This is a genomic window from Chitinophaga agrisoli (assembly GCF_008386695.1).
Taxonomy (GTDB): Bacteria; Bacteroidota; Bacteroidia; order Chitinophagales; family Chitinophagaceae; genus Chitinophaga; species Chitinophaga agrisoli.
The window spans coordinates 3336885-3358313 of sequence record NZ_VUOC01000004.1 but is presented as its reverse complement, the minus strand read 5'-3'; the positions used below and the strand labels follow the sequence as shown (position 1 = coordinate 3358313).

The 21429-nt window shown below is 50.9% G+C and carries 17 protein-coding genes; 10 read left to right on the top strand and 7 right to left on the bottom strand.

The features are described 5' to 3' along the window. Positions 1 to 110: 110 nt before the first annotated feature. Both F0L74_RS32285 and F0L74_RS32280 read left to right on the top strand, forming a co-directional pair. Entirely contained in the window at positions 111 to 2747 is a 2637-nt protein-coding gene (locus F0L74_RS32285) for a TonB-dependent receptor (protein WP_149841993.1), read from the top strand. A 10-nt stretch (positions 2748 to 2757) separates the two neighbouring features. Beyond that, positions 2758 to 3627, top strand: coding sequence for a DUF4249 domain-containing protein (locus F0L74_RS32280; RefSeq protein WP_149841992.1), 870 nt, complete (start codon positions 2758 to 2760; stop codon positions 3625 to 3627). Between the two features lie 232 nt (positions 3628 to 3859). On the opposite strand, the gene F0L74_RS32275 is transcribed toward F0L74_RS32280, so the two are convergent. Next, a complete protein-coding gene (locus tag F0L74_RS32275; RefSeq protein WP_149841991.1) occupies positions 3860 to 4111 on the bottom strand; it encodes a hypothetical protein in 252 nt (83 codons plus the stop codon). A 491-nt stretch (positions 4112 to 4602) separates the two neighbouring features. Here F0L74_RS32275 and F0L74_RS32270 point away from each other — a divergent pair, with 491 nt between their 5' ends. The 8 genes from F0L74_RS32270 to F0L74_RS32235 all read left to right on the top strand — a co-directional run bounded on the left by F0L74_RS32270 (position 4603) and on the right by F0L74_RS32235 (position 13847). Then, a complete protein-coding gene (locus F0L74_RS32270) occupies positions 4603 to 5445 on the top strand; it encodes a heme/hemin ABC transporter substrate-binding protein (protein ID WP_149841990.1) in 843 nt (280 codons plus the stop codon). 152 nt (positions 5446 to 5597) lie between these two features. After that, positions 5598 to 6683 (top strand): FecCD family ABC transporter permease, encoded by a 1086-nt coding sequence (locus F0L74_RS32265; protein WP_149841989.1) that lies wholly within the window; start codon positions 5598 to 5600, stop codon positions 6681 to 6683. 99 nt (positions 6684 to 6782) lie between these two features. Continuing rightward, on the top strand, positions 6783 to 7628 hold the full coding sequence (locus tag F0L74_RS32260) for a heme ABC transporter ATP-binding protein (protein WP_149841988.1): 846 nt from the start codon (positions 6783 to 6785) through the stop codon (positions 7626 to 7628). Positions 7629 to 7632: 4 nt separating this feature from the next. Next, positions 7633 to 8664, top strand: coding sequence for a hemin-degrading factor (locus F0L74_RS32255; RefSeq protein ID WP_149841987.1), 1032 nt, complete (start codon positions 7633 to 7635; stop codon positions 8662 to 8664). Positions 8665 to 8973: 309 nt separating this feature from the next. Beyond that, positions 8974 to 11013, top strand: coding sequence for a TonB-dependent receptor plug domain-containing protein (locus F0L74_RS32250; protein ID WP_149841986.1), 2040 nt, complete (start codon positions 8974 to 8976; stop codon positions 11011 to 11013). A 25-nt stretch (positions 11014 to 11038) separates the two neighbouring features. Then, positions 11039 to 12103: an HmuY family protein gene (locus F0L74_RS32245; RefSeq protein ID WP_149841985.1), complete on the top strand. Its 1065-nt coding sequence runs from the start codon at positions 11039 to 11041 to the stop codon at positions 12101 to 12103. Between the two features lie 225 nt (positions 12104 to 12328). Further along, positions 12329 to 13324, top strand: a complete 996-nt coding sequence (locus F0L74_RS32240) for a DnaJ C-terminal domain-containing protein (RefSeq protein ID WP_246197902.1) — start codon at positions 12329 to 12331, stop codon at positions 13322 to 13324. A gap of 64 nt (positions 13325 to 13388) precedes the next feature. Beyond that, complete coding sequence (locus tag F0L74_RS32235; protein ID WP_149841984.1) at positions 13389 to 13847, top strand: response regulator; 459 nt, start codon at positions 13389 to 13391, stop codon at positions 13845 to 13847. A 128-nt stretch (positions 13848 to 13975) separates the two neighbouring features. On the opposite strand, the gene F0L74_RS32230 is transcribed toward F0L74_RS32235, so the two are convergent. The 6 genes from F0L74_RS32230 to F0L74_RS32205 form a co-directional block, all read right to left on the bottom strand. Continuing rightward, the gene (locus F0L74_RS32230; RefSeq protein WP_149841983.1) at positions 13976 to 14188 is read right to left on the bottom strand and encodes a hypothetical protein; all 213 of its coding nucleotides are present in this window, start codon (positions 14186 to 14188) and stop codon (positions 13976 to 13978) included. Between the two features lie 79 nt (positions 14189 to 14267). Further along, positions 14268 to 17411 carry an efflux RND transporter permease subunit gene (locus tag F0L74_RS32225; protein ID WP_149841982.1) on the bottom strand — a complete coding sequence of 1048 codons (3144 nt, stop codon included), beginning with the start codon at positions 17409 to 17411 and terminating at the stop codon, positions 14268 to 14270. A gap of 28 nt (positions 17412 to 17439) precedes the next feature. Then, positions 17440 to 17739: a DUF190 domain-containing protein gene (locus F0L74_RS32220; protein ID WP_149841981.1), complete on the bottom strand. Its 300-nt coding sequence runs from the start codon at positions 17737 to 17739 to the stop codon at positions 17440 to 17442. A gap of 77 nt (positions 17740 to 17816) precedes the next feature. Continuing rightward, positions 17817 to 18836 carry an efflux RND transporter periplasmic adaptor subunit gene (locus F0L74_RS32215; protein ID WP_149841980.1) on the bottom strand — a complete coding sequence of 340 codons (1020 nt, stop codon included), beginning with the start codon at positions 18834 to 18836 and terminating at the stop codon, positions 17817 to 17819. A gap of 1 nt (position 18837) precedes the next feature. Beyond that, on the bottom strand, positions 18838 to 20091 hold the full coding sequence (locus tag F0L74_RS32210; RefSeq protein ID WP_149841979.1) for a TolC family protein: 1254 nt from the start codon (positions 20089 to 20091) through the stop codon (positions 18838 to 18840). A gap of 462 nt (positions 20092 to 20553) precedes the next feature. Further along, positions 20554 to 21348, bottom strand: a complete 795-nt coding sequence (locus tag F0L74_RS32205) for an SDR family NAD(P)-dependent oxidoreductase (protein WP_149841978.1) — start codon at positions 21346 to 21348, stop codon at positions 20554 to 20556. Positions 21349 to 21429: the final 81 nt, after the last annotated feature.

Below are 21429 nucleotides of genomic sequence, written 5' to 3'. Positions count from 1 at the left end.
CCGGCGGCACGTCTTAATTGATAGCCACCCGTATAGCTACCACCTTTACCTGTACTGTGTGCGGAAACTTGTCACATGAAGCGTTTAACCATCAAATTATCCAACTGTCTATGTCAAAGCTGCTGCTAGGGATGCTGCTAAGCTGTGTTCCCTTGCAGGTGCTGGGTTGGGACTGGCATACCCGGGTAACGCTGGTCCTGAAGGAGGAATCCCTGCTAACAGCCTGCCGTTTACTGGAAAAGAACTATGGCATTCACTTTTCTTTTAGCCGCGACCTGGTGGATCTTTCCCGTAAGGTGACCATCAATGCGCGCAACAAACCCCTCAAAAAAGTACTGGAGCTGTTATTTGAGCCTAATGATATTGCCTATACCCGTATCGGCAACCAGGTGGTGCTTACGGTAAAGATCACCCCTGCCCGTACCATCAGCGGGTATGCGGAAGACGCCCATACCGGCGAAAAGCTCATTGGCGCTACCATTTATTGCCCCGGACAGCAGGCCGGCACCGTTACCAACCAGTACGGCTTTTACAGCCTTACCCTGAAAAAGGATACCAGCAGCCTGCTGGCGTCCTATGTGGGTTATACCCCGCAGCGTTATCCGCTGCCGGCTACGGGCAACCGCCAGCTAACCGTGGCCCTGCAGCCGCTGAACAGTTTGCAGGAGGTGGTGGTAACGGAAAATATGCAGCCCCACCTGCAGGAGCAGACCCAGATGAGCAAGATCAACCTGGCGGTTACGGAGGTAAAGTCTGTGCCTAAGCTGTTGGGCGAGCCGGATGTACTCCGGACCCTGCAAAGCCTGCCGGGGGTAAGCGGCGGGGCAGAGGGCAGCGGCGGTATGAGCGTACGTGGCGGCAGCCCGGATCAGAACCTGGTACTGCTGGACGGTACGCCGGTGTTTAACTCCTCCCATGTATTTGGTATCTTCTCCGTATTTAACCCGGATATTGTTAAAAATGCGGACCTGTATAAAGGTGCATTTCCCGCCCGCTATGGGGGGCGTTTGTCATCCGTGATAGATATCTCCATGAAAGACGGCGATATGAAGGAGTACCATGGCGAGGTATCCATCAGCACCATTGCCGCCAAGTTTATGGTGGAGGGGCCGCTTTGGAAAGACAGGACCTCCTTTATCCTCTCCGGCCGGCGTTCTTATATTGACCTGCTGTTGCAGGATGCGATGAATAAAACATTGGGACTGGGCAAAAAAGGCGATTTCTATGCTTATTTCTATGATGCCAATGTGCGTATTAACCATATCTTTTCTCCAAAGGACCGGCTTTATCTGAGCGCTTATGGCGGGGAGGATGCCCTTTCCATCAAGGAGGAGCATGATAACAGCGATGGCGATGATCCTTCCCCGGGGCCATATAACCAGAAGAATGGTTTCAGGCTGGGCTGGGGTAATCTTACCGGTACCTTACGCTGGAACCATGTGTTTAGTCCGCGGTTGTTCTCTAATGTCACCTTCAATTACTCACAATACTACTTCCTTACTAACTATCATTACGAATATGATGGTATCACGGTGCCGGAACATTCTGAATTATACGGCCGGTATATTTCGCGTATCCAGAATGGCGTAGGTAAGATAGATTTTGATTACCGCCCTAATCCTAATCATGCGGTGAAGTTCGGAATAGGCTCCACCACCCATATTTTTAAACCAGGCAGTTTTTTCTTTGAGGATAATTCTGCTACGCCATCACTGCCGGATACTACCTATAATAATTTTAATACGGTAGGCGTGGAGATGATCATGTATGGGGAGGATGACTGGCAGCTGGCGCCCAACCTGCACCTGAATGCAGGGCTGCATACGGCCGGCTTCCTGGTAGAGAAGCGTTTTTATCTCTCCCTGCAGCCACGCCTGGGTTTGCGGTACCTGTTGCCCCAGCATTGGGCGCTAAAGGCGGCCTATACCCATATGAACCAGCCCATCCACCTGCTCACCAATAATGGTACTAACCTGCCTACGGATCTCTGGGTACCATCTACCCAAAAAGTGCGGCCCATGTTATCCAGGCAATGGGCGCTGGGTATTGCCAAGACCACAGAGGATCATCAGTATGAGTTTTCTATGGAAGCGTATTTCAAAAGCATGAATAACGTGATAGAATATACGGAGGAAGCCAGTATGTTCAATTCTGCCGGGAAAAAATGGGATGACCAGGTGATCATAGGCTCCGGGCGCAGCTATGGCGGCGAACTGCTGCTGGAGAAAAAGCTGGGTAATACCAAAGGCTGGCTGGGGTATACATTGGCCTGGACAGACCGCCAGTTCCCTGATGTAAATAACGGGCAACGTTTCCCTTTTAAGTATGATGTACGGCATAATATTGAGCTAACATTCATGCAGCGGCTGGGGAAACACTGGGAGCTCTCCGGCAGCTGGCAGTTTGCCACGGGAATGCCGGTTACGCTGCCGGTAGCCAGTTATGAGGGTATCCAGGACCCCTCGCCCTATGATCCGGTAGCCGGGCCGGGGCAAAGGGTGGATGAGCTGGGGCCGCGCAATGCCGTTCGCACGGCCAATACCCACCGCCTGGACCTGAGCGTTACTTTTACCACAACGAAAAAGAAACGGACCAGGACCTGGAACCTGAGCCTGTACAATGCCTATAATCAAAAGAACCCTTTCTTTTACCAGATAGCGGTGGATTATAACAAACAGGAACGGTACCTGCAGCAGGTGACCATACTGCCCATATTGCCCAGTATCACTTATAGCATCAAATTATAAAACAAACGATATGCGTGTTGTGCTGTTATGTATAATAGGACTACTGATCGCAGGCACGGCCTGTAATAAAAAGGCGGATATCGACCTTCCCTATGAAGGGGACCGGATCGTGCTGAACACGTTTATACAGGTAGATAGCCCGGTGTATATTCGGGTTACTAAAAGTCAGCCGGTGGCGGTGATCAATGACCTGAACTTTCAGGAGCTGCCGCAGGCGCAGGTAACCATCCTCGAAGATGGCGCGCCTTATGGAACGGTGAACTGGCAGCAGATCATTGGCAAGGGATATTTTGTATCCAGCTTACCTGCCAGGCCTGGCAAACATTATACCGTAACAGCGGCCATGACAGGGCTCAGCAGCGTACGCGGCACAGACAGCATACCCATGCAGCCCGCAGTACAGGACCTTTTTGCACAGAAAGGCGGCAACCAGGTACGGTTTACCCTGCAGGACCCGCCGGGCATTACCAATTACTACCGCATTCATCTGTATGAGGCAGATACTACCGGTGGCGAGTTAAAGGCGAAGAAACGTATCGTATACCGGTTAGACCCTTCTTTCAGCAATAATTTTGCAGATATTGTCTCTGATGCTTTTTATGAGGATATCGTGATCAAGGATGAGCGTTTTGCCGGGCAAACGGTACAGTTTGTACTGCAAACATCCAATACCATTGACTACCGTTTTATGATGGCACAGGTGATAGGTATTTCTGAAAGCGCTTATAAATACCTGCAAACAGCCGCCCGGCAGCAGAGCGATGCGGATGAAAGCAATGCGCTCACGCCACCTGTAAAGGTGTATTCCAATATTGAGAATGGTTACGGCATCGTAGCCGGCATGTATGCGAAATGGATCAGCTGTAAGGTAAAAGAATAGGTAACAAAAGACACTCGGCAGTAATGAGCTGCGGTTAACAGTTTTTACAGGCCATGCCTGCCGTTGTACACATCTGTTACCGGGTAATAGTGCGGTTTGCAGTTAGTTAACATTGCTGTTATTGGGTACTGGCTTTGAGGTAGGATCAGGTCGTTGGCAGTTGTGTTTCACTGTTTCCATAATTATCCCCCTATCTGGTTTATTATCCCGCCCGCTAATGGCAATGTACTCCCTATTCGCCGGAATAATACCGGTTCATTACCTCGTTGATCTTACAGGAAAACTTTACGCATTCTGTAATGATCACAGATTCCAGTTCCTTATAACCCGCTGACTCCAGGTGGTACAGCTGGGGATATACGGTCTCAATGATCTTTTTTGTGGCTTCGATCATGCCATCCTGCAAACTCACCAATTGCTGCTGCTCGTACATAGCATCCTGATACAATGGTGACAACGGATTCAGAATTTCGTCCCAGTCCATAAAATACTTTTAAAGAGGTGTTTAGATGTATTCTCTGTATTACAGGGTTCAGTATCAGGCTAGTATACAAGAAGAACAATCGGCAGCGGGTTTAGTTCAAAATCGGTGGTTGTTTTTTCCCCGGGCGGGCGGTTGTTTTTCTTTTTGCGTAAATGACCCTGTTTTTAATTCCCGATCCGAGTAATGTTTTACATTCCGGTGACGTAGCTTTGCCCTACTCCTTTACTCCGCCGAAAATGAATGTAGCAGCCATACTACGCGTGTATTTCCGCAGCGCCTGTAGACGGTGTTGATATTCAATTCATCGTTATTGTTTAACGCAATTGGCATCCTGTGCATTGTGCAGGATAGCGGCTTCCTGTTCCCCTAAAGATACTTGCCGGAGCATGGCGGAGTAAAGTGCTTCCGTGCAGGTGGTGGTTGGCCCGAGCCGCGCGGGTAGGGTCAACCATTAATTTTTTAATACATAGCTTCCGTAAATCAAACAACTTATGCAACTTCACCGGCTACGGCCTTTCCTTATACTTTTGTGTACCTGCCTGCTGCTGACGGTAGCCGGTTTTGCCCAACCCGCAAAACGTATTGTATCCCTTAATGGCACGGTAACAGAGATCATTTGTGCGCTGGGTTTTGAACAATCGCTGGCTGGGGTGGATGTGACCAGCACCTGGCCGGCTAGTGTACGCCAGCTGCCTAAAGTAGGCCATAACCGTAACATCTCTGCAGAGCCGGTGCTGGCATTGCAGCCTGATCTGATCCTGGCCACGGATAATTTCCTCACGCCCGCTGTGCTGGAACAGTTTAAACAAACGGGTGTAAAAACGGTGGTGCTGAAACAGGAATTTACGCTGGCAGGTACCAAACAGCTTATCCGCCAGGTAGCTGCCGCACTGCAGGCGCCGGAAAAAGGTAACGCATTATGCCAACAGCTGGATAAAGAACAGCTGGCGCTGCATATCACCCAACAATCCAAAAAAGTATTATTCATTTATGCGCGTGGCGCGGGTACCCTGATGGTAGCCGGGCAGGAAACGCCGCTGGACCATATGATCACACTGGCAGGCGCGCAGAATGCCGCCAATGGCTTTAAAGATTTTAAACCGCTTACTACAGAAGCGCTGGTAGCCGCCAACCCGGATGTGATCCTGTTATTTGATACCGGCCTGCAAAGCGTAGGCGGGGTGAATGGCCTGCTAAAAGTGCCAGGCATACCGCAAACCAATGCCGGAAAACAACAAAAGATCGTTGCGATGGATGGCCAGCTGCTGTCTGGTTTTGGCCCACGGGTGATACAGGCCATCAAGGAATTATCCGTGAAATTGCAAGGGGTATAAACAAAATTGCAGGGCGTATAAACATAATCCGGTTTTTTGGGAAAACTGTAGCGCGTTACCGCCACTATCTGCAGAACCGCAGGCGTATAAAATACAGTAGCCTGCAAAGCAACGACTGTGTGTATTTATCGGCGTCAACAAAATAGGAACCATTGAAACAACAAGCAAGGCCGGCGGCCTATCTTACAATAACAGCTTTTACCCGCCTGGGCAGCATATCCATATTAAGCATACTGCTGTTGCTGGTGATCATCATTGCCACCGGTACGGGCGCTATGCATATATCGCCCGCGCAGGTAGTGGCCATATTGCTGGAGCGGGCAGGCATCCGCCTGCCGGTGGCTTATCCGGAGCATATGGTGGCCGTGCTGTGGATGATACGTTTGCCCAGGGTGATACTGGCCGTATTAATAGGCGCGGGGCTGGGTATTTCCGGGGCGGCGTTGCAGGGACTGTTCCGCAACCCGCTGGCAGATCCCGCGCTGATAGGCGTTAGCGCCGGCGCTTCGCTTACGGCCGTAGTGCTGATCGTACTGCAGCCCTGGCTGCATTTTGCCGGGGGGAATATGTGGCAAAGCTACCTGCAGAATATCATCACATTTGCCGGGGCTATGATCACGGTATGGACAGTATTTCGTATGTCTGTATACGGCAACCGTGCAGTGATCTCTATCATGCTCTTGTGTGGTATTGCCATCAATGCGCTCTGTGGGGCTTTTACAGGATTAATGACTTTTATAGCTGACAATGAGCAGCTACGTAATATCACCTTCTGGACACTGGGCAGCCTGGGTGGCGCCAGCTGGCAAACGGTACTGGCGGTGCTGCCTTTTGTGGGGCTGCCGGTACTGTTACTGCCAGGCATGGCGCCTGCCCTGAATGTATTTGCATTGGGCGAGCAGGAGGCTATGCATAGCGGTGTAAAAGTAAATAAGCTTAAAACGCAGCTTATCATTTATGCTACTATGGCGGTAGCGGCAGGCGTAGCGGTGGCGGGTATCATCAGTTTTATAGGCCTGGTGGTGCCGCATATTACGCGGCAATTCACCGGCCCGGACCACCGGGTGTTGATCCCGTGTTCCGCACTGGCCGGCGCCTTGCTACTTACCGTGGCAGACCTGATCTGCAGAACGATCATTGCCCCGGCAGAGTTGCCGGTAGGGATCATCACCGCTATTACCGGCACGCCGTTTTTTATCTGGCTGATCTTAAAAGATAAAAGGGTAATAGCTGTATAATGTTTTATCCGGCTGATATTGGAAAGAAGGCAGGTAACAGCTTTAAAATATCGTAATCCGGGGTAAAGCAACAACTTATTCAAACATTCAAACAGCATTATGTTAGGCATAAAAGAGCTCTCCCTTTTTTTTGGCGCGGCCCGTATACTGGACCGTGTACAGCTGCAGGCCCGGCCGGGAGAATTGTGCGTACTCATGGGGCCTAACGGCGCGGGTAAATCCACCTTGCTGCGTACCATTGCAGGGGAATATATACATTACCGGGGCAGCATCACCCTTAACGGACGGGAACTGCACCAGATACCCGTAGCAGCACAGGCCCGGCAACGAGCCGTATTAGGCCAACAATTGGTGTTGCAGATGCCTTTTACCGTGATGGAAGTAGCCGGTATGGGACGTTATGCCTATTATACCCGGGAAACATCCCTGGATAAAGCCATTGTTACGTATGCCTTACAATTACTACAGGTATATGATCTGAAAGACCGTTCTTATCTTACGCTCTCTGGCGGGCAACAACAACGCGTACAAATGGCCCGTGTGCTCTCCCAGCTATTGGAAGCGCCGGACCTGGATGGGGTTGATTATACCGGCCGCAAAATGTTATTACTGGATGAGCCGGTAACAGGCATGGATATATTACATCAGCAATTATCCCTGCAACTCGCTACCCGGCTATCACAACAAGGGGTGCTGGTATTGGCGGTGCTGCATGATTTTCAGCTGGCAGCGGCCTATGCACAGCGTATTTTTTTACTGAAAGAAGGGCGCTTGTTTACACAGGGCGATGTAGCTAACGTGCTCACCTCCGCGTATATAAAGTCATGTTTTGGCGTAGAGGTATCCGTACTGCATCATCCGGACTGTGTGTACCCGCTGGTGGCTACCAGCCCCGCGGGCGCTTTATTCCCATCACCTGCCGATAAGGCAATAAACGTATATTAACGATATGAGCACAACTACTACCTCCAACTTAAAGGAGCAATGGATAGCCTACCGGCAGCAACATCCCAGAACCAGGATTCGCGACGCCGCCCGTGAACTGCAAACCAGTGAAGGGGAACTGGTGGCCGCCTGTACCGGCGCTACCGTGCTGCACCTGCGTAATGATTTTCCCGCACTGCTGCAACGCATGCCGCCACTGGGAAAACTAATGGTGCTTACCCGTAATGAAAGCTGTGTAATAGAAAGAAAAGGCGTTTTTGAAGATGTACGCACAGAGAGCCGTCATGTAGGCGTCGTAGTAGGCCCGGATATAGACCTGCGTATGTTCTTTTCCCGCTGGGTATATGGCTTTGCCGTGTTGGATGATGAAACGCTGGGCTTTAAAAGGTCCTTACAGGTATTTGACGCGCAGGGTGGCGCCGTGATCAAGATCTATGCAGTGCCGGAAACCGATCTGGCGGCCTGGGACCGGCTGGTGCAGGACTTTACAGCGTCTACACAGCCGGATACCATCCACCTGATCCCTGCGCCTGCCCCTGCGGTGTATGCGAAGGAAATAGACCAGGCAGCTTTTCTGGCAGATTGGGCGGCATTGCAGGATACGCATGATTTCTTTCCCTTGTTGAGTAAATACAAAGCGGCCCGCCTTCATGCCCTGGAAACAGCTGCCGGCCGCTTTACCCGCCGCGTACCCAGTAACGCCGTGAAGACCCTACTGGAACAGGCTGCGGCCACCGGCCTGGAGATCATGGTATTTGTGAGTAATCCCGGCAATATAGAGATCCATACAGGCCCGGTACATAAGATAGTTGAGATACCGGGATGGATCAATGTAATGGATCCTGATTTTAACCTGCACCTGAAGACAGATGATATTGGGCAATGCTGGGCGGTAGAAAAACCCTCTGCAGATGGTATTGTTACTTCTGTAGAAGTATTTGATGCAAAGCAGGACATGATCGTACAGTTCTTTGGCAAACGCAAGCCCGGCGCGCCAGAGCTGGAAGCCTGGAGAGCACTGGTAAAAGGGCTGTAATGATTTCCCTTTAACGTAAATAGTTTTCCTGAATTGAGCAATGCGCCTGCACACTACTGATTACTTTTGTATTGCCACTCTCCGCCGGCATTTATAAGAATAAGTCTTTTCCATTATAAGCTTTGCAACCCTCCTGTCTGCCCGCTATACCGGCTTTAGGCATGTGTGTGGCGGGTAGGACAGACCAATGCGGGCATAATCAATATTCAGTATGTGTGAAACCAGAACCCTGATACTTACATCAACCGTAGATGAAGCCGTGATGATGCAACAGGTATATGCATTGATCTGAAAAATAAACTACAACGGATGAAACAATTGACGGCGCTTTTTATATGCGGCCTCCTATGCCATGAAAGTATGGCCCAGGATACTACTGTTCAGTTAAGGGACGTAGTGGTAACCGGGCAATACCAGCAACAATCTGTCAAAAACTCCGTATATAAAGTACGCACCATCAGCAGTGAGCGGATCCAGCTGCGGGGCGCTACAGATGTACTGGGCGTATTAAATAATGAATTGGGTATCCGTTTCTCCAACGATGCCACCCTGGGCGAGACCGATGTAGAACTGATGGGCATGAGCGGCCAGAGCGTAAAGGTATTGCTGGATGGGGTACCGCTGGTAGACCGCGGCAGCACCAAACAAAGCCTTAGCCAGATAGATGTAAATACCATCGAACGTATAGAGATCGTAGAAGGGCCCATGTCTGTTATATATGGCACGGATGCGCTGGCAGGCGTGATCAATATCATCACCAAAAAAAGAACGGAGCATCTTACCGTTACTGCCCGTGCACAGGAAGAAACGGTAGGCAGGGAGTACCGTCCCCTGGATGGTAAAGGCTTGCACAGCGAGCACCTGGGCCTGCAATGGGGTAACGGTAAATGGTTTGCCGGCGGTGGTTTTACCCGTACAGATTTTGGCGGATGGCAGGGCCAGTTTACCGGCCGTAAAAAAGAGTGGCATCCTAAGAACCAGTATTTAGCGAATGGCATCATCGGTTATGGCGGCCATCAATGGGAAGCCTGGTACCGGCTGGATTACCTGGATGAATCCATCAAAAGCCTGGGTGATATCAATACGGGTAATTACCGGTCTACAGATCAGTATTATAATACCAACCGTTATACGCACCAGTTGCAAGGTAGCTGGAAACCTACGGAGCGCTTAAGTTTTAACGGAGCGCTCTCTTACCAGGATTATACACGTAAAACAAAAACCAACATAAAAGATTTCCGTACCAATACGGAAACACGCTCGCAGGATGATGGCGCGCAGGACCTGTCAAAGTTCAATATGTTGTTCTTCCGCGGTACGGTACAATACAAATTATCAGACGCCGTAATGCTGCAACCCGGTATAGAGATCAAACGGGATGGCAGCAGTGGGCAGCGTATTGAAGGCTCGCCGGTGATCAATGACTATGCGGTATTCGTGTCTTCGGAGCTCAAGCCCGTATCCTGGCTCAATATACGGCCGGGGCTGCGTTTCATCCATAACTCCGTGTACAGTGCGCCGCCGGTGATCCCATCCATCAATACCAAATGGGCCTTTAATAAGGATATGGACCTGCGGGTATCCTATGCCCGCGGTTTCCGCGCGCCGGCATTGCGGGAGCTGTATTTCTATTTCTTTGACGCCAGTCACTCCATTAAAGGCAACCCAGCGCTGAAGGCAGAGTACTCGCATAGTGTTAACGGCTCCTTTACCTGGCAGGCGTTGCGTCGCGGAGAGCTGCGTTATACCGTAGCCCTTTCCGGTTTTTATAATGATTTCGATAACCTGATAGATATCGGCTACAGCGCTGCAGACCCTACGATCAGCACCTATATCAACGTAAATAAGTTCCGGACCACCGGCGGCATGCTGGAACATACCCTTAGCTGGAAAGCGCTGGAAGCCGGCGTGGGCCTGGTATGGGTAGGCCGCTATAACCGTTTCTCGGATGATACGGCCTATAATAAAACTACCGCTACGCCCGCCTTTGTATGGACGCCGGAGGTGAATGCCAATATCAGCTACCGTTTCCGCCGGTTGGGTGCTACGCTGAATGTGTTCTACAAATACACCGGCGAACGGCCTACCTATGAGCTGGCAGCTATCAATAACGTGGAAGTGGTGCACCTGGCTAAAACAGCGGCTTTTCATTATGCGGATGTTACGGCCAGCAAACGCATCACCCCGTACCTTACCCTGAATGCAGGCGTAAAGAACCTGTTTGATGTGGACCGGTTAAAGAACACGGCCGCAGATGCAGGACAAGCCCACAGCACCGGTGGCCCGGTATTGATGTGGTACGGCCGCTCTTATTTCCTGGGACTGAATTTCCGGTGGGCAAAAAAATAATATCAACATAAATACCTATAAAAACATGTACAAAAACACAAAACCAGCGTATATCCGTCAAAGCGTTTTAGCCTTTTTTTTGGCCGCTGCTTTCAGCGCCTGCAGTAATGATGATAATGATATTGTGCCGGTGATCCCGCCCTCTGATGGGGCTGAATTAAAACTGGATGGCGGTGGTGGCGCAGGCGCGCCCAATGCCGTGTATGTGGATTTTAGTGCGGATAAACCCACTGCAGTGCCGCGTACCAGCTGGGACCTGGGTTTTTATAACGGCAATGATTTCCGGGTGGTCCTGAACTATACTTCATCCATCTCCATAGCAGCCCTGGCTAAAACAGATATCACCCAGGTTGACCTGGATGATACCACCGGCATCAGCCTGGCCATAGGGCAGGGGCAGGGTACGCTGAGCATGATAGACGATATTACCGGCGATATCAGCAAAACCGCTATTGCAGCGGTATCCGCTACGGACGCTGATAACAAGGTATACCTGGTAAAGCCGGAAACGGCCAGCGCCACGGATCATACCAGCTGGTATAAGATAAAGATAAGCCGCAACGGCAGCGGGTATAAGCTGCAATACGCAAAGCTGGCGGAGACCAGTATCCGCACGGCAGACATGAGCAAAGATGAAAACTTCAATTTTAGTTTCTTCTCGCTGAATGGCGGTAAAGCCGTGGCGGCGGAGCCTAAAAAAGCGGAATGGGATATCCAGTGGTCCTATGGCGTATACTCCACTGCGTTTGGCCCTGAAGTGATCCCTTACCTGTTCTCTGATTTTGTGTATAGCAATACCCTGGGCGGGGTACAGGCGGCAGAAGCCACCACCGCAGATGGGTTCAATTATGATACGTTTAAAGCAACAGACCTCAGCAATACCAGGCTGGTATTCAGCGGGGCGCGCGATGCTATCGGCAGCAAATGGCGGGTCACCTCCGGCGGTACCCTGGGTATTAAAACCGACCGTTTTTATGTGATCAAGGACGGTGCGGGCAATCATTATAAACTAAAATTCATTAGCGCTGGCATTGGCCAGGATGGCGGCCAGCGTGGTTATCCTGAAATTGCGTACAAGTTGATAAAATGAAAAAGCCAAGGGAGTATGGGCTGGCGTTTGCCGGCCCTTGCTTATGTGCTGATGTATTAATCTGCTGATCCTCGTAGCCCCGGCCTTCATTCATCTTTCCCAATAATATAACTGCTTACTATCCCATGATTTTCCTTAATCTACACATTAAAACATTATTCACCCATTAGCACATCTGCACATTAGCACATCTGCACATTAACCCTGTCTTTCCTGCAGGAAAAGGTGACAGAATGTTATGCCGCTGCCCATGGTATACTTCTTGTTGCCTTCCTGCATATGGAATTCAAGGATTATTACAAAACACTGGGCGTAGAGAAAGGGGCCACGGAGGCAGAGCTGAAAAAAGCCTACCGCAAGCTGGCCGTGAAGTATCACCCGGACAAGAATCCTGGTGACAAAGCGGCAGAGGAGAAATTTAAGGAGATAAACGAAGCCTACGAGGTGCTGGGCGATCCGGAAAAACGGAAGAAATACGACACCCTGGGCGAGAACTGGAAGAGTTATGAGCAGCACGGCGGCCGTGCCCAGGATTATGACTGGGGACAATGGGGCGCTGGTGGTGGCGGCAATACCTATAGCTACCAGGGCAATGCGGAAGACTTTTTTGGCGGCGAAAGCGGCGGTAATTTTTCCGACTTCTTTGAGCAGCTGTTTGGACGCTCTTTTGGCGGCGGCGGCAGCAGCCAGCGCCGGCAACGATCCGGCCGTGGGCAAGACCTCACCGCTACCATGGAAATACCCCTGGAAGACGCCTATACCGGCGGCTCCCGGCAGGTGACCGTTAACGGCTCGCGCCTGAACATAAAGCTAAAACCCGGCCTGTACGAAGGGCAGGTGATCCGCCTCAAAGGCAAAGGCGCCCCCGGCCGCGGCGGCGGGGAAAACGGCGACCTGCTGATCACCATCCAGCTGGCCAAACACCCCCAATATGACTTAAAAGGACAGGATGTGTACGGCGATGTGCCGGTGGAGCTCTATACCGCCATCCTGGGTGGCAAGATCTCCGTGCAGGGACTGGGCGGCCCGCTGAATATGAATATACCGGCCGGTACCGATAGCGGACGGGTGTTCCGCCTCAAAGGTATGGGTATGCCGTCCGCTAACGATGCCTCCCAACCAGGCGATCTGTACCTTACCGCTATAATACATATCCCACAGCATCTTACGGATAAGGAAAAAGAGCTGTTTGCGGAATTGGCAAAACTGCAGAAAAAGTAAGTTGAGTAAAAGCGCACTGAACAACGAAACTTGTTGTAAATTTAGCGTCAAACCCAATATTTGAATGATCATTAACGGTAATGGCCAACCAGCGAGAAAATGTATCCTGGTGGCGGACGATGATGCCGATGACAGGGAGTTGATAAAAGTGGCGTTTGAGGAGAAAGGGGCGGAAGCGGAGATCTGTTTTGTGGAGAACGGGGAGGAATTACTGTATTATCTGCACCGCCGGGGTAAATACAAGGATGAAATACAATATCCCTTTCCCAGCCTTATACTGCTGGACCTGAACATGCCTAAGAAGGATGGACGGGACGCCCTGCGTGAAATAAAAAGCGACCAGCTGCTCAAATCCCTGCCGATAGTGATCCTTACCACTTCTACCGCTGCCAAGGATATCAGCCATTGTTACGAGCTGGGCGTAAACAGTTATATGATCAAACCCGCCAACTTCTCAGACCTGGTACAATTTGCCGGTATGTTACATGATTACTGGTTCAACACCGTACAGCTGCCTTTGTAAGGGCAAATCTCTCCCTCATCTGTTACCTGAATGAATTAATCGATTGTACAGCCGGAAGGCGGTAAATGGGAGTGTTATGCTGCCTGGGGAACTAAACGGTTGTTCATTATCCGGGGCTAAAGCCTGTCTTACAACACTTTCTTAAAGAATTCTGTTTCTTTTGCCCATTCAAGGACGGAAGAGATCAGGAAATACCCGGCGGATATTACCATCAGGGTCAGTGCCAGGAATCCCAGTTTAAAGAATGATTTAACGCCAATAAGATCGGTGAGGTTGGCAATATAGGTCAGCACGGCTATTAATATACCTGCAACAAGGATGAACAGGGCAGTTTTCTTCATTTAACAAAAGTTAGTAGCATCAAAAGCGAAACGTGAAGGTGCGAAGATAGCACATTCGTGGTGCAATTGTCACAAATATTTATTCACCTTCCCTTACAGCCGGCTTTCTGGCGCTTCTGCCTTTTTCTACCCACCAGTATAAAGGGGGAATAAGCAGCGGCGCAAACAATAAAGTGCTGGTAAGGCCGCCTATGATCACCGTAGCTAACGGGCGCTGTACATCTGATCCAATACCGGAGGAGGTAGCCGCCGGTATAAGGCCGGCAATGGCCACGATCAGGATGGAGAGGATAGCGCGCAGCTGATCCCGGGAAGCCAGGTATACGCTCTGCCCCAGGTCATGCTCTCCCGCCAGCTTTAACCGCGTTATAGAAGATACCAGCAGCACCCCGGCCATTACGGAGATACCAAAAATGCTTACAAAACCCACCCCGGCGGATACATTAAAATGATACCCCCGGATGAACAGCGCCATAATACCGCCCGCCATTGCAAAAAAGATACAGCTGATGGTAACGATCGTATGCGGCATGTTGCGGAACAGCATAAACAGCACCAGGAATACCATTACAATGGTAAGCGGGATGGTAAAGGAAAGCTGTTTGCTGGCCCTTTCCAGGTTCTCATACTGGCCGCCGTAAATAATGGAGTATCCTTTGGGTACATGTACCTGTGCATTGATCTTATCATTTACTTCTTTTACAAAGCCGCCCTGGTCGCGCCCGCGTATGTTGGTGCGCACCGTGATCATCCGTTTGCCGTTATACCGGTAAATGTTTGTCTGCCCCTGCACATATTCAATATCCGCCAGCTGGTTCATGGGCACCAGCGCGCCGGTGGCGGCGGTTACCTGCAGGTTCTTAAGGGCCTCTATGGTGCTGCGGTTCTCCGGTACGTAGCGGATGGTGATATCGTACCGTTTGGTGCCATCATACAAAGTGCTGATGGCCTTACCGCCAATGGCGGCTTCTATCATGTTCTGGATATCCGCTACATTAATGCCAAAGCGGGCGGCATTTTCCCGGTTTATGTTGATGGCGATCTGCTCCTGCGGTCCTTCCTGTTCTATATTCACAGATTCTGAGCCGGCCATATGCTGTACGATATTGGCAATGGTATCCGCCTTGCCCCGCATCATGGTCAGGTCATCGCCCACAATAGAGATGGCCAGGTCTGCGGCGCTGCCGGTCACGATCTCCATTACCTGGTCAATGATCGGCTGCCCGGATGAGAAGTGTACGGCAGGCATGGCCTTCTCGAGGTCGTGCCGGATACTGGTGACCAGCGTTTTCTTGGAGATGGTATCACTCCATAGCTTGTATTCCTTCAGGCCTACCAGGATCTCGTTACGGTTAGCGGGGAAAGGGTCTGTACCATCGTCATTACGCCCGGTTTGGGTGATCACAAAATCTATCTGGGGGTATTTGCTGATGATCTCGTGGATCTTTGGCGCATACCGCGCGTTTTCCTGTATGGTGATGCCGGAAGGGAAGTTTCCACGCAGGAAAATGGAGCCTTCGTCCAGCTCCGGCAGGAACTCTGTACCCAGGCTGCCGCCAAAAAGGATGAGCAGCACCACGACCAGGAAACCGCCCAGCACTGTAGCACGAGGGGCTTTAAGCACGTTGCGCAGCACTTTGCTATAACCTCGTTCCAGGAAGTCCAGCACCACGTTCCGGTGCTGTTTCATGGGTTTATCCTGGTTATTGAAGGCTTTTTTATAGGCAAAGGAGATCAGCACGGGTATCAATGTCAGTGCCGCCAGCATAGAGCCTATTACCGCAAAGGCCAGGGTAAGGGCCATGGGGGAGAACAATTTGCCCTCTACGCGGGTCATCAGCAAAATGGGCATATATGCCAGGATGATGATGGTAACGGAGAAAAAGATCTCGCGGCCTACTTCCTGGGCGGAGTGCAGGGTAAGGGCGATAATGCCCCGTTTTTTCTCTTCCGGCGGGGCAGTGCGGTAGGTGCGGATCAGGTGCTCCGCCATTACGCAGGCCCCATCTACAATGATCCCAAAGTCTATGGCGCCCAGGGATAGCAGGTTGGCCGGTATGCCGGTAAGCCGCATCAGTATAAATGCAAACAACAGGGAAAAGGGGATGGTGAGCGCTACTACCAGCGCGCTGCGCAGGCTGCCCAGGAAAAATACCAGGATGATGATCACGATGGATACGCCCATAAACAAGGTATGGCCTACTGTTTCCAGGGAGTGGTCAATCAGGAAGCTGCGGTCGTAGAGGGTGCGCAGTTTTACACCCTTGGGCAGCTCGTCCGTTTCGAGGTCCTGCATGCGCTGTTTTAAGAGCTTCAGCACTTCACTGGGGTTCTCGTAACGGCGTAAGAGTATAATGCCTTCTATGCCGTTGCTGGAGTTAATGCCGGCGCTTTTGATGGTATACCCCATTACCCCGCTGGGCGGTGGCGGGGCTATTTCCACGGTGGCCACATCGCGCAGGAATACGGGCATGCCGTTACTTTCCGTGAGCACAATATTGGCGATATCTGTTTCTGATTTTACAGCGCCCAGGCTGCGCACGGCAAATCCCTGTTCGCCGCGGGCAATGATATTACCGCCGGTGTTCTGGTTGTTCTTTTGTACCGCATCTACCACTTCCTGCAGGTCCAGCCCATATTTGCGCAGTTTATCCGGCGAGGTGAGGATATGGAACTCCTTCAGCGGGCCGCCAAAAGTGGTAATGTCCGCAATGCCGGGTACCTGTAACAGGTAGGGTTTTATTACCCAGTCCTGGAGGTCGCGGATCTCCATGGGGGTAAAAGAGGGCGGGGCTTCTACCACATAACGTAAGATCTCGCCCACGGCGGTGGTCAAGGGCGCCAGTTCCGGCGCTACGCCGTCTGGCAGCTCCGCGGTAGAGAGGCGCTCGTTTACCTGCTGCCGGGCAAAATAATCGTCTGTACCGTCTTTGAAAGTAAGCTGTACCACGCTCAGGCCAAAAATGGTGCGGCTGCGGCGGTCCAGCACATTGGGCGTGTTCTGCAGGGCTCTTTCTATGGGGATGGTCACCTGCTGCTCCACTTCCTCTGCCGCGCGGCCAGGGTACTGGGCTACAATGATCACGTTAGTGTCTGCAATATCCGGGTAGGCCTCTATTTTCAGCATCGTAAAACACCAATAGCCAATGGCCATAAGGGCAATACCTCCCAATATAACGGCCCAGCGGTTCCTGAGCGAGAATATCAATAAGTTCCGGATCATCTGTTCTTGTATTACGGTTAATAGCCGGTCAGAATTTTTCTACCTGGTTTACTACGATCAAACCGCTGCTTATTTCTTTACGCAGGGCTTTTAGTACCTCCCGTACCCGGTGCTCTTCATCAATAAAAATGATGAGCATGGGCGGCTCGTCAAAGCTGAAAATGCTGTCGGGCCGTTTCAGCTGGTGATGTACGCCAAAACCTATCTGACCGCGGAAGGCGGTGGCGCCTGCTACCCGGTGGCGGATCAGGAAACGCAGGATGTATTCGTACAAAGGGAGCGAACCAAATACTTCGTCTTTATCTATATAGATCTGGGCCTGTAGCATAGCGGTTAGGTTTTAGCTATTAGCTTTTGGCGCGGCCTTTTGCTAAAGGCTAACCGCTAAAGGCTAATAGCTGGTTTTTAGTATCCAAAACTCAGCCCTTTCAATTGCATGACGCCGTTTATTACTACGTCTTCATTGCGGGCCAGTCCATTGTATATATTGATACGGTCGCCTATCTGCAGGCCGGTGGTCACTTCTTTTCTTTCGAAGGTGGCAGGCGCAGTTTTTACGAACACGTAATTGCGTCCCTGGGCGGTGATAAGGGCGGCTCTGTTTATGCTGATGGTGTTATTGCTTTTCAGATCCATGGCCACGGGGAAAGACACGGTGGCAAACATGCCGGCTTTTACCTGGTTGCCGGGATTACTGATGCGGATACGCAGTTTTACCATACGGGTGGTAGCGTCTATCACGTCTGCAATGTCTTCTATCTTACCGCTGACAGGCATTTCCGGGTAAGCAGGAAGGGCAATCCGGCAGGCATTGCCTTCTTTTACGTTGTTGATCTGTGTTTCCGGTATATCGCAGATGATGTACGCTATGCCTGGGTTGGAACTGCGGAGGGCTTCCGGGTTAAAGCCGCCGGCCTTTAGTTTGGCCTCGTGCTCTATGATGGCGGCCCTTTCATTGGCCAGGTTGGTCTGCTCCATACTCAGGGCAGCCTGGGCATCCAGCAGGTCCTTGCCGGTGGCGGCGCCGTGATTAAAAAGATCTTGTGCGCGCTCCAGTTCTATTTTGCGTTGTTTGATATTAATATCCTGTATGTGGCGGATGTTGATGAGATGCTGCATGAGCTGGGTGTAGCTGCTTTCAAGATCGGGGTTATCGAATAACACTACATTTTGCGCGCCCTCTGCAGAGATAAGCACGGTAGCGGCTACGCGGGCGGGGGCATGCAGCTCCCCGGAAAGGGCGGAGTCGCCTGCGGGCTCTGTCTGGAAAAAAGCGGCCATGGCGGTATCCGGGAAGGCAATACGCTGCCCGTCATGCGTTATCTGAGGCGCTGGGTCAGTGGTGGCCGGCGTTTCCTTTTTTGCATGGGAGCAGGCGGTAAAAAACAGGCAGGCCGTTAAAAGCGGAATGATTGTGCTGTTCATCTTACAGTTGATTAATAAGGCCGGTGACAAATAATAATTGCAGGTAGCTTTGATAGTAAGCCTGCAACGCGTCATAATACAGCAGGCGGGTATCGTACCAGTTGCGCTGGGCATCCAGGAAATCTATAATGGTGGTGCCACCGCGCAGATAAGCATATTTTACATTATCCAGGATCTGTTGTGATTGATGCAGCACAGACTCGTATTGCTGTATGTTACGTTGCTGCACCTGGTAGGTCTTATAAGCCGTGCTAACATCTGTTTGTACCTGTAGCTGGGTAGCCTGCAGGGATTGTTCCGCCTGGGCTTTCTGGATCTCCGCTTTTTTGATCTGGCCCTGGTTGCGGTCAAATATCGGTATGCTGATAGTACCAAAGAAGCCTACATAGGGCACCGAGTTCTGCGGGTTATAGATAACGCCCAGTTCCGGTTGCGGCCAGGAAAGGGATTGCTGGTATTTGATATTGCTGGCGCTTTGTGAAATGGTGCTTTTTACCAGGGCTACATCTGCGCGGTTCTCCCGGCTCTGGTTTATAAGGCTGTCCAGCGTAACCGTGGGCAGCAATGTAATTACCTGGCTGCTGGTATCCACATCCACACTGTCTGCCGCGCCGGTAAGCAGTTTAAGGTTCTGCAGCTCGTTATTATAATCCTGGAAGAATACGGTTAGCTGCAGATCATATTGTTTAAGCAGTACCTGTGTACGTACGAGGTCTGTTTGCGTGATAGCCTGGTTCTTATAACGCACTTCGTTGATCTTTACCAGGGAGTCCAGGTTGCCTTTGCTTTCCTGTAACAGGGTAAGCTTCTTTTTCAACACCCAGGTATTCACCCAGCTGCTGCCTACATTCCAGGACAGGTTGCGTACGTTTTCCTGGTAGGTATCGTTGGCTACAGCAATATTCTGTGTGGCGGATTCGATCTTGTATTTACGCTGTGCGGGCCATTGGATAGGTTTGGTGAGCTGCCACCATACCTGGCGGTTGGTATTGTCAGACCATTTGGTGTTGGGCGGAAAATGACCGGCATCTGCCAGTTGGAGGGTCTGGTTATTGAGGTTGGGATTGGGCCGTAGTTTGGCGGTAATAACATCCGCCTGGGCTGATCCAATGTTCATATACTGCGCCTTTAATACAGGACTGCTTTGCCGCGCTGTATCTATGGCGGAGGACAGGGTATATACTGTTTGCGCAACAGCTTTCCCGGCGCCTGTCAGCAGGAGGGAGGCCACAGCAATAACAATTTTCTTGTTCATGCTCTATGCTTGTCTACTTTTTAGAAAACCACTGTAAAGTTGGCAAAAGTTATACCCGCCATTGCGCGCCCAGCTTATTTTAACCGGATTTTAAGTGGTTTTTTAAGGGGATTTTAATGTCCCCAAGCAGGTGTATGGAACGGCGTTGTTGCTACATTAACACAGAACGGGTAGCGGAGGTTCATATAAAAGTGGCAGAGGTGCACATAAAATAAGAAACCGCCTTGAGAGGCGGTCGCTATAATAATTCACGTTATGAAAACCCAAAAACAAACACCGTCGGGGTGTGTGTAAATCGCTTGATGTTACTGCAATATTAGGCAGTTTCAGAGGGGGGATGGTTAATACCCGGTTAAGTAAAACGTTATTGTAATGTTAGCGGAGGAGGGGTGGGTTAAAAAAACATGGCTTTGAGCAGCCGTTGCAGCCACTCAAAGCCATATTGTTCAGTGTCCGGACTAACTATATAATAGACCTTACCAGGCCGCCATCTGCGCGCAGGGCGGCGCCATTGGTAGCGGAAGACAGCGGGCTGGCCACATAGGTGACCATGTTGGCGATCTCCGTTACATCTGCAAAACGTTGGATCAGGGAGCTGGGGCGCAGGGTCTTAAAGAAGTCTGCTTCTACCTGTTCCTGTGTCATATCCCGGGAAACGCCTACCTGTTTCACAAATTCACTCACGCCTTCTGAACGGGTAGGACCGGGCAGTACGCTATTCACGGTAACGGCGGTGCCTTTGGTCAGTTCTGCCAGGCCGCGGCTAATGGCGAGTTGTGCTGTTTTGGTCATGCCGTAGTGGATCATCTCTTCCGGTATCATGATGGATGATTCGCTGGAGATAAAGATGATACGGCCCCAGTTCTTCTCCAGCATTTTGGGCAGTACAGCGCGGGACAAGCGTATGCCGCTCATTACGTTCACCTCAAAAAGGTTGTACCAATCCTCATCAGGGATGTCTGTAAAAGCCTTGGGCTCAAAAATGCCGGCATTGTTGACGAGGATATCTATATGGGGAAGCTGTTCTATCAGGTGTTGCACTTCTGCGGCTTTAGAAAAGTCGGCGGCAATGCCCAGTACGTTACCCCCCGGTACCTGCTGGGTCAATTTCTCCACGGTCTCATTCACCCGTTGGGCGTTTCTGCCATTTATGATCACGGTAGCGCCTTCCTGTAGTAATTGCCTGGCAATTGCATAGCCAATGCCCAGGGTGGAACCACTGATGAAAGCGGTCTTTCCTTTTAATTGTAAATCCATTTTAGTGCTGTTTTATTAAGTTTTATCGATTTTCCTTCGCAAAATTGGGTCTCTTTCTGCTATAAATAAAATAGTTTGATT